The organism is Pantoea sp. R102, from assembly GCF_004916815.1.
GTDB classification, from domain to species: Bacteria; Pseudomonadota; Gammaproteobacteria; order Enterobacterales; family Enterobacteriaceae; genus Pantoea; species Pantoea dispersa.
The window spans coordinates 1-9,020 of record NZ_SDFT01000152.1 but is presented as its reverse complement, the minus strand read 5'-3'; the positions used below and the strand labels follow the sequence as shown (position 1 = coordinate 9,020).

Genomic DNA, 9,020 nt, shown 5'->3' with positions numbered 1-9,020 from the left:
GCGCGTTAACGCGCACCAGGGAGATTACGGTGCCGGATACGTGTACTGACGGTGAATCGCTTCCAGCGCCTCTAACACCTCGCCGCTCAGCGTCAGGTTGAAACTCTCCACGTTAACCTTCAGCTGTTCCATGGTGGTGGCACCGAGCAGGGTGCTGGCCACAAACGGCTGCTGCCGCACATAGGCCAGCGCCATCTGTGACGGATCCAGGTTGTGCTGTTTCGCCAGTGCCACGTAGGCAGCAATCGCCTGCTGTGACTGCTCGCCGCTGTAGCGGGTAAAGCGGCTAAACAGCGTATTACGTGCGCCGGCCGGTTTCGCCCCGTTGAGGTATTTGCCGCTCAGCGTACCAAAGGCCAGGCTGGAATAGGCCAGCAGTTCCACGCCCTCATGCTGGCTAATCTCTGCCAGACCCACTTCAAAACTGCGGTTCAGCAGGCTGTACGGATTCTGAATGGTGACGATACGCGGCAGCTCATGCTTCTCCGCTAGTTGCAGGTAGCGCATCACGCCCCAGGCCGTTTCGTTCGAGACGCCGATGTAACGGATCTTGCCCGCGCGTACCTGTTCGGTCAGCGCTTCCAGCGTCTCCAGCAGCGTAACGGTGGCGGTGTTATCACTGTACTGATAACCGAGCTTGCCAAAGTAGTTGGTCTGGCGTTGCGGCCAGTGCAGCTGGTAGAGGTCGAGGTAATCGGTATTGAGGCGTTTCAGGCTGGCGTCCAGCGCTTCGCGGATGTTCTTGCGATCCAGCGCCTGGTTGGGGCGAATCAGCGCATCGCTGCCGCGCACCGGGCCGGCGACTTTACTCGCCAGAATGATTTTGTCGCGGCTGCCGCGCTTTTGCAGCCAGCTGCCAATGTATTTTTCGGTCAGGCCCTGGGTTTCCGGACGCGGTGGCACCGGATACATCTCGGCGGTATCAATCAGGTTAATACCCTGGCTAACGGCGTAATCAAGCTGCTGGTGGGCGTCGGCTTCGCTATTCTGCTCACCAAACGTCATCGTGCCTAACCCCAGCTGACTGACTTCCAGCGTGCTATGGGGGATACGGTGATAATGCATTGCCGGCTTCCTTTTTTCATTATGAAACGGAATGTTGTGTTCTCTGGGACTATAGCCTGTGAAGTGGCGCAGAAGGAAGGGGGGAAAGTTCGGGAAATCGCCTGCACAGGGGGAAAACGCGTACAGGCGAGGCAATTTGGCACTTAACGCTCAATGATGGTGGAAACCTCGTCACCATTAATTTGCATAACATGGCCCTGTTCGTCGGTGTACTGCACCAGACCGGTTTCTTTATCAATCGACGGCTTACCTTCGGTCATAATCATGCGGCCATCTTTGGTGGCCATAACGTAATCACTGCTGCAACCGCTTAATGCCAGCGCCGCCAGCAGCAGGCCCACTGCACTTACCAACCCTTTCATTCTCAGCTCCCTCAAGCCACTTCAACAGCAAAAGTGTAGTAATAAATGCTTTTGCCAGCTGGAGTAATCGCATCATTCCTAAAATAACAGGGCGAGATGCGCTCGCCCTTGACAGGTTACGCTTTGTTTTTCCTGCTGCGCATCAGGTTCAGACACTCTACCGCCATGGAGAAGAACATCGCAAAATAAATGTAACCTTTTGGTACATGCATACCAAAACTCTCGAGGATCAGGGTAAAGCCGACCAGAATCAGAAACGCCAGCGCCAGCATTTTGACCGACGGATGCCGCTCAACAAACTCGCCAATCGCGCGCGCGGCCACCATCATCATCAGCACTGCGATGACCACCGCCGCCATCATAATGAACAGGTGATCGGACAGACCGACGGCGGTGATCACCGAATCCAGGCTGAAAATGATGTCGAGCAGCATGATCTGCACGATGGCGCCGAAGAAAGAGTGCACATTGGTTTTGTGCTCCTCTTCGCCGCCTTCGATGGTTTCATGGATCTCCATGCTCGACTTCCACAGCAGGAACAGGCCGCCGAACAGCAGAATCAGATCGCGCGCGGAGAAGGCGTGGTCCATGATGGAAAACAACGGCTGCGTCAGTCTCACCACCCAGGCGATGGAGGCCAGCAGCCCAAGGCGCATCAACATCGCCCCCATCAGACCCAGCCGGCGCGCCCGGTTTTGCTGGTGCTGGGGCAGTTTCGCGACCACCAGAGACAGGAAAATAATGTTATCGATACCCAGCACCACTTCCAGAATGGTTAATGTTCCCAGCGCCAGCCAGGCGTTGGGATCAGCAATCCAGTCAAACATGAATCCTTCATTCCTAAACGAAAAGTAAACGGGAATTATACACGGCGCAGGCGGCGCTGCCTAAAGTGATCCTGCAAGGGCGAGGTTGTACCGGGAATTACAGCAGAAAATGCCGTGCCAGCAGCGGTCCGGTAAAGCTCTTCTTGAGGTAAAAACCGCGCGGCAGCGTCATGATCGGCTCGCCGTGTTCGCCGATGGCTTCGGTCAGCGCTTTGCTGTTGGCCGCTTTTGGCCTGATTTGCAGCCACGCGCCGTGGCGGGCGGTGATGCGCTCCACCTGGCCGAGCACGATCATGTCCATCAGCTCTTCCCAGTCCTCACGTAACTGCTGCTCTTCCTGCGCATTCGGTTGCCACAGCAGTGGCGAACCCACGCGGCGCTCGGCCAGCGGAATGGCGCGATCGCCCTCCACCGGGATCCACAGCACCCGCGCCAGCTTGTGGCGCACGTGGCTGGTTTGCCAGGTAACGCCGCTGTTGCCGGTGAGCGGTGCCACGCAGACAAAGGTGGTTTCCAGCGGCTTACCCAGCGCGTCGACCGGAATGGTTTTGAGTTCAATACCGAGATGCGCAAAATCCTGCTCGGCTTTACTGCCGGCGCTGGCGCCCAGCAGCAGCTCCAGCAGCATACCGACCCAGCCTTTGTCACGGCGTAAATCGGCGGGCATCGGCAGGCCAAGCTGCGCGGCCAGCGCGGCAAAGCTCTGACCAGCCAGCTGTTGGGCACGCTGGAGCAGTTCAGCTTCGTTACGGGGCGCAGCAGGCAAGGCGGCAGGGCAATTCATGATAAAACTCGCATTGGTCAAAATATGGTCAGTAAAGGTCAGCGCGCGTTGTCCACATCGTGCCGGACAATGTAAACGTGATAATAGCATGATTCAGCATGCTTTTTTAGCGCGATTGACCAGGTGCTCACCAGGGTAAGAGGCGGTTATCCCGGTTTGTTATCGACAATGAACAGGATCTTAAACCCAGTTATCCACAGAAAAGTGGGATAACCCCACGTTTTGCCCACCCCTGTTTCCATTTACAGCCTTGACTTTGCCGAACTGCGCGCTTTTTTTCCATTCTCTGCCCAGGTTTAGGACATTCTCTGTGGATAAAATCAACGGTGATGGATCTTTGAGCAGCGGTAACCGCGTGGGGAAGAATAACCGGCTTTTACACCGTGTATATGAACGCGTTGATTGTCTATAACTATGATAAATGGGGATTTTAGTGCTATTCCCCCCGGCGTGCATTAGAATTTTCCGAAGCGGTTATTCAACTCATTCCCGTGTTCTGCACAAAGCTATCCACAGAAAAGGTGAATAAGATCGCCGTTAAATGCCCCTGTCTGTTTATAACATGGCTATTATCTGTGAGTTATCCCATTGTTATCCGGTCAGCGGCGCGGATATCCAGTGGTTTACCGCCTGTAAGGAGTATGAAACAATCAGGCTATTCAAATTTAGCTTTGAGGTAGTCCAGTGATCGATGATGATGGCTACCGCCCGAATGTTGGTATCGTAATCTGTAACAGGCAAGGACAAGTGTTATGGGCCAGGCGCTTTGGACAGCACTCCTGGCAGTTTCCTCAGGGAGGCATCAATCCGGGTGAAACCGCTGAACAGGCGATGTATCGCGAACTGTTCGAAGAAGTGGGTTTACACCGCAAAGATGTTCGAATACTTGCTTCAACCCGTAACTGGTTACGTTACAAGTTGCCAAAACGTTTGGTGCGTTGGGACACAAAGCCGGTGTGTATCGGCCAGAAACAAAAGTGGTTTCTTCTGCAGTTGATGTGTAGTGACGCGGATATCAATGTGCAACACAGCAGCACGCCGGAGTTCGATGGCTGGCGCTGGGTCAGCTTCTGGTATCCGGTACGTCAGGTTGTCTCTTTCAAGCGCGATGTGTATCGCCGCGTCATGAAGGAATTCGCTGGCGTGGTGATGTCTATGCAGGAGAGTGCGGGGCAGCGCAATAACAACGCCGCCCATCGACGTAAAAGAGGATAGGCCACGCCCTTTATGCTCACTCAGTTGCGCGAAATTGTAGAAAAAGTGGCGAGTGCACCGCGTCTGAATGAAGCACTCGACATTCTGGTCAACGAAATATGCCTGGCGATGGAGACCGAGGTCTGCTCGGTTTACCTCGCCGATCACGATCGACGTTGCTACTACCTGATGGCGACGCGCGGCCTGAAAAAGCCGCGCGGCCGCACCGTTACGCTGGCGTTCGACGAAGGTATCGTCGGGCTGGTGGGCCGCCTGGCCGAACCGATCAACCTTGCCGATGCGCAAAGCCATCCCAGTTTTAAATACATTCCCTCCGTAAAAGAAGAGCGCTACCGCTCGTTTCTGGGTGTGCCAATCATCAGCCGGCGTCAACTGCTCGGCGTGCTGGTGGTGCAACAGCGAGAGCATCGTCAGTTCGACGAAAGCGAAGAGTCATTTCTGGTTACGCTGGCCACGCAGATGGCCGCGCTGCTGTCGCAGTCGCAGCTTGGCCAGCTGTTCGGTCAGTTCCGCCAGACGCGCGTCAAAGCGATTGCCGCCGCGCCGGGCGTCGCCGTTGCACCTGGCTGGGTTGATGAAACACAGCCGTTGCTCGACCAGGTGTCCGCCGCCTCTACGCTCGATCCACAGCGTGAACGCGAGCGCCTGATTGTCGCCATGGGCGAGGCGGGCAACGAGTTTCGTCGCTTCAGCAAGCGTTTCGCGGCCAGCGTGCAGAAAGAGAGCGCGGCGATCTTCGATCTCTACTCGCACCTGCTCACCGATGCGCGACTGAAAAAAGATCTGTTTGCCGAGATCGAGCGCGGATCGGTAGCCGAGTGGGCGGTCAAAACGGTGATCGAGAAGTTTGCCGCACAGTTTGCCAGCCTGCAGGATCACTATTTACGCGAGCGCGCCGGGGATCTGCGCGTGCTCGGCCAGCGCCTGCTGTTCCACCTTGACGACACGCTGGTGGGCACCAATGCCTGGCCGGAACGTTTTGTGCTGGTGGCCGATGAACTCACCGCCACCACACTGGCGGAGCTGCCGCAGGAGCGGCTGGCGGGCGTGGTGGTGCGCGATGGCGCAGCCAACTCGCACGCGGCGATCCTCACGCGCGCCATGGGTATTCCGACCGTGATGGGCGCGGATATCCTGCCGTCGCAGCTCAACAAGCGGCTGCTGATCGTGGACGGCTATCGCGGCGAAGTGCTGATCGATCCAGAGCCGGTGCTGGTGCAGGAGTATCAGCGGCTGATCAGCGAAGAGAACGCGCTGAGCAAAATGGCCGAAGATGTGGTGGAGCAGCCCGGCGAGCTGAAAAGCGGCGAGCGCGTGCAGGTGATGCTCAACGCCGGTCTCAGCCCGGAACACGAACAGGCGCTCGACAACTGGGTTGACGGCATCGGCCTGTATCGCACCGAAATTCCGTTCATGCTGCAAAGTGGCTTCCCGTCGGAAGAGGAGCAGGTGGCGCAATATCAGGGCATGCTGCAACTGTTTTACGACAAACCGGTGACGTTGCGCACGCTGGATGTCGGCGCTGACAAACAGCTGCCTTACATGCCGATCAGTGAAGAGAACCCCTGTCTCGGCTGGCGCGGCATTCGTCTGACGCTCGACCAGCCGGAGATCTTCCTGGTGCAGGTGCGCGCCATGCTGCGCGCCAACGTCGCTTCGGGCAACCTGAGCATTCTGCTGCCGATGATCAGTCATATCGACGAGATCGAAGAGGCGCGGCGCCTGATCGATCGCGCCGGTCGCGAAGTGGAAGAGATGCTCGGTTATGCCATTCCGAAACCGCGCATTGGCGTGATGATTGAAGTGCCGTCGATGCTGTTTCTGATCCCGCATCTGGCGCAACGCGTGGACTTTATCTCCGTCGGCACCAACGATCTCACCCAGTATCTGCTGGCGGTCGATCGCAACAATACCCGCGTTGCCAACCTTTACGATTCGCTGCATCCGGCGATGCTGCGGGCGTTGCAAACCATCGCCAATGAAGCCCGCCAGGCCAAACTGGAGCTGTGCCTGTGTGGTGAAATGGCGGGCGATCCGATGTGCGTCGCGCTGCTGGTGGGTCTGGGTTATCACCATCTCAGCATGAACGGCAAGAACATTCCGCGCGTCAAATACCTGCTGCGCCACCTCGATTATGAAGAGGCGCAGAAACTGAGCCAGCAGGGCGTGATGGCGCACACCGCAACGGAAGTGCGCCATCTGGTGTCGGCCTTCATGGAGCGGCGCGGCCTGGGCGGACTGATTCGCGGCGGACGTTAACTGTTTACATTTCTGCGGAAATTGTGAAAAGCGGCTGTGCTATGATGCGCAGCCTTTTATTGTATGGCCCTTTAGCCACGCCCATTTGCGGGCAGAAAAAACATGGTGAAAGATGACTAACGGCTACATTTCATTTCCCCAATTCGATCCGGTGATCTTCTCCATCGGACCGGTTTCGCTGCACTGGTACGGCCTGATGTATCTGGTAGGCTTTGTGTTTGCTATGTGGCTGGCGGTGCGCCGCGCCAACAAACCCGGTAGCGGCTGGAAAAAAGAAGAAGTTGAAAACCTGCTGTACGCGGGCTTCCTCGGCGTGTTCCTCGGCGGCCGCATCGGCTACGTGCTGTTCTATAACCTGCCGCTGTTCCTCGACAACCCACTCTATCTGTTCAAAGTGTGGGACGGGGGCATGTCATTCCACGGTGGTCTGATTGGCGTGATCGTGGTGATGCTGATCTTCGCCCGCCGTACCAAACGCACCTTCTTCCAGGTCTCTGATTTCATTGCGCCGCTGATCCCGTTTGGCCTCGGTGCTGGCCGTCTCGGCAACTTCATCAACGGCGAACTGTGGGGCCGCGTGGCGCCTGACTTTAAATTCGCCATGCTGTTCCCGGGTTCGCGCAGCGAAGATCTCGCGCTGGCGGCCAATAACCCGCAATATCAGGAACTGCTGAACACGTACGGCGTGCTGCCGCGCCATCCGTCACAGCTGTACGAGCTGTGCCTGGAAGGCATCGTGCTGTTTATCATTCTCAACCTGTTTATTCGCAAGCCGCGCCCGATGGGCAGCGTCTCCGGCCTGTTCCTGATTGGCTACGGCGCATTCCGCATTATCGTGGAGTTTTTCCGCCAGCCGGATGCCCAGCTTGGCCTGTTCGAAGGCGGTATCAGTATGGGCCAGATTCTGTCGATCCCGATGATTCTGGCCGGAGTGATTATGATGGTCTGGGCGTATCGTCGTCGCCCGCAGCAACAAACGCGTGAGGTAAAATGAAACAGTATCTGGATTTGATGCAACATGTGCTGAATGAAGGCGCAGAAAAGGCCGACCGTACCGGTACCGGCACGCTCTCCATCTTTGGCCACCAGATGCGTTTCAATTTGCAGGACGGTTTTCCGCTGGTCACCACCAAGAAGGTGCATCTGCGCTCAATCATTCATGAGCTGCTGTGGTTCCTAAAAGGCGACACCAACATCGGCTACCTGAAAGAGAACAAGGTCACCATCTGGGACGAATGGGCGGATGAAAACGGCGATCTGGGACCGGTCTACGGCAAGCAGTGGCGCAGCTGGGGCAATGCTTCCGGCGAAGAGATCGATCAAATCAGCAAGGTGATTGAGCAGCTGAAACGCGATCCGGATTCGCGCCGCATTATCGTTTCGGCATGGAATGTCGGTGAGCTGGATCAGATGGCGCTGGCGCCGTGCCACGCGTTTTTCCAGTTCTACGTGGCGAATGGCAAGCTGTCGTGCCAGCTGTACCAGCGTTCGTGCGATATCTTCCTCGGCCTGCCGTTCAATATCGCCAGCTATGCGCTGCTGGTGCATATGGTGGCACAGCAGTGCGATCTTGAGGTGGGCGATTTCGTCTGGACCGGCGGCGATACGCACCTGTACAGTAACCATCTCGAACAGGCGCGACTGCAGCTGACGCGTGAAACGCGACCGCTGCCGAAACTGGTGATTAAGCGTAAGCCCGCGTCGATTTTTGATTACCAGTTCGATGATTTTGAGATCGAAGGCTACGATCCGCATCCGGCGATCAAAGCGCCGGTTGCCGTGTAATCTGCCGCTCTTCAGCATCAGGCCCTGCCATCGCGCAGGGCTTTTTTTTGCCTGGCCTCCGCCCGCTTCTGCGGGGATTTTCTGAATCCGACGCGCAAAAAAAGGGTGTTGTCTGCACCGGGCATAACTTTCCTGCGGCACGCTTTCCATCTTCTCTGTTTGCCGCTGTTGCTTTTCGTCCGGCAGGCGCAGAGTGCCGGTTATGAACAGAACCCAAAACGCCGGCTTTACTCTGCCGGAACTGCTGCTGGTTATGGTGATTGCCGGCATCCTCAGCATCGCCGCCTTACAGGGCTGGCAGCGCTGGCAACAGTATCAGCAACTGCGTGACAGCGTTCTGCAACTGCAGAGCTTTTTGCTGCGGCTGCGCGCACACGCCAGCTGGCACAACCGCGACCTCAGCCTGTGGCTGCAACCAGGCGAAAACGGCTGCCTCGGCACCGGGCCGCAGCCCGCAGAAGGATGTCAGCTGCCGTCGCGCTGGCTGTTCCGGCCGCCTTATCGCGAAGTGCGCATCACCGCACTGGTCGGCGAGCCGGGCTTTTACGGCCGACGCGATGTTGCCCGGCCCGGTAGTATCGAACTGGAGAGCGCAGCTGGCCGCTGGCGCGTCATCCTCTCCGCCCGGGCGCGCATCCGGGTCTGCCAGCCGGGAGAGAAGGGATGCGAATAGCGCAGGGGGGCTTCAGTCTGCTGGAGATACTGATCGCCATGGCGATTGGC

The 9,020-nt window shown here is 57.3% G+C and carries 9 protein-coding genes; 5 read left to right on the top strand and 4 right to left on the bottom strand.

The window, feature by feature from the left end; translation table 11 throughout:
* Window positions 1-24: 24 nt before the first annotated feature.
* From ERD80_RS15855 to mutH, 4 genes are all read right to left on the bottom strand, one after another.
* Complete coding sequence (locus tag ERD80_RS15855) at window positions 25-1,065, bottom strand: NADP(H)-dependent aldo-keto reductase (RefSeq protein WP_021506697.1); 1,041 nt, start codon at window positions 1,063-1,065, stop codon at window positions 25-27.
* A gap of 143 nt (window positions 1,066-1,208) precedes the next feature.
* A complete protein-coding gene (locus tag ERD80_RS15850) occupies window positions 1,209-1,427 on the bottom strand; it encodes a YgdI/YgdR family lipoprotein (protein ID WP_021506698.1) in 219 nt (72 codons plus the stop codon).
* A gap of 116 nt (window positions 1,428-1,543) precedes the next feature.
* Window positions 1,544-2,254 (bottom strand): TerC family protein, encoded by a 711-nt coding sequence (locus ERD80_RS15845; protein WP_021506699.1) that lies wholly within the window; start codon window positions 2,252-2,254, stop codon window positions 1,544-1,546.
* A 97-nt stretch (window positions 2,255-2,351) separates the two neighbouring features.
* The gene (gene mutH / locus ERD80_RS15840) at window positions 2,352-3,038 is read right to left on the bottom strand and encodes a DNA mismatch repair endonuclease MutH (RefSeq protein ID WP_058757065.1); all 687 of its coding nucleotides are present in this window, start codon (window positions 3,036-3,038) and stop codon (window positions 2,352-2,354) included.
* Window positions 3,039-3,722: 684 nt separating this feature from the next.
* On the opposite strand from mutH, the gene rppH reads away from it, so the two are divergent.
* The 5 genes from rppH to ERD80_RS15810 all read left to right on the top strand — a co-directional run bounded on the left by rppH (window position 3,723) and on the right by ERD80_RS15810 (window position 8,970).
* A complete protein-coding gene (rppH, locus tag ERD80_RS15830) occupies window positions 3,723-4,253 on the top strand; it encodes an RNA pyrophosphohydrolase (RefSeq protein ID WP_031279497.1) in 531 nt (176 codons plus the stop codon).
* 12 nt (window positions 4,254-4,265) lie between these two features.
* Window positions 4,266-6,512, top strand: a complete 2,247-nt coding sequence (ptsP, locus tag ERD80_RS15825; protein WP_059011912.1) for a phosphoenolpyruvate--protein phosphotransferase — start codon at window positions 4,266-4,268, stop codon at window positions 6,510-6,512.
* A gap of 112 nt (window positions 6,513-6,624) precedes the next feature.
* Window positions 6,625-7,506, top strand: coding sequence for a prolipoprotein diacylglyceryl transferase (lgt, locus tag ERD80_RS15820; RefSeq protein ID WP_021506703.1), 882 nt, complete (start codon window positions 6,625-6,627; stop codon window positions 7,504-7,506).
* Window positions 7,503-8,297, top strand: a complete 795-nt coding sequence (gene thyA, locus ERD80_RS15815) for a thymidylate synthase (protein ID WP_104188425.1) — start codon at window positions 7,503-7,505, stop codon at window positions 8,295-8,297. Before lgt ends, thyA begins: the two co-directional genes overlap by 4 nt.
* 202 nt (window positions 8,298-8,499) lie before the next feature.
* Window positions 8,500-8,970: a prepilin-type N-terminal cleavage/methylation domain-containing protein gene (locus ERD80_RS15810; RefSeq protein ID WP_058757063.1), complete on the top strand. Its 471-nt coding sequence runs from the start codon at window positions 8,500-8,502 to the stop codon at window positions 8,968-8,970.
* The last annotated feature ends 50 nt before the right edge of the window (window positions 8,971-9,020 follow it).

Bases quoted from the DNA above. Each gene is read 5' to 3' on its own strand.
- ERD80_RS15855 (WP_021506697.1), bottom strand. From the start codon at position 1,065: ATGCATTATCACCGTATCCCCCATAGCACGCTGGAAGTCAGTCAGCTG.
- ERD80_RS15850 (WP_021506698.1), bottom strand. From the start codon at position 1,427: ATGAAAGGGTTGGTAAGTGCAGTGGGCCTGCTGCTGGCGGCGCTGGCA.
- ERD80_RS15845 (WP_021506699.1), bottom strand. From the start codon at position 2,254: ATGTTTGACTGGATTGCTGATCCCAACGCCTGGCTGGCGCTGGGAACA.
- mutH (WP_058757065.1), bottom strand. From the start codon at position 3,038: ATGAATTGCCCTGCCGCCTTGCCTGCTGCGCCCCGTAACGAAGCTGAA.
- ptsP (WP_059011912.1), top strand. From the start codon at position 4,266: ATGCTCACTCAGTTGCGCGAAATTGTAGAAAAAGTGGCGAGTGCACCG.
- lgt (WP_021506703.1), top strand. From the start codon at position 6,625: ATGACTAACGGCTACATTTCATTTCCCCAATTCGATCCGGTGATCTTC.
- thyA (WP_104188425.1), top strand. From the start codon at position 7,503: ATGAAACAGTATCTGGATTTGATGCAACATGTGCTGAATGAAGGCGCA.
- ERD80_RS15810 (WP_058757063.1), top strand. From the start codon at position 8,500: ATGAACAGAACCCAAAACGCCGGCTTTACTCTGCCGGAACTGCTGCTG.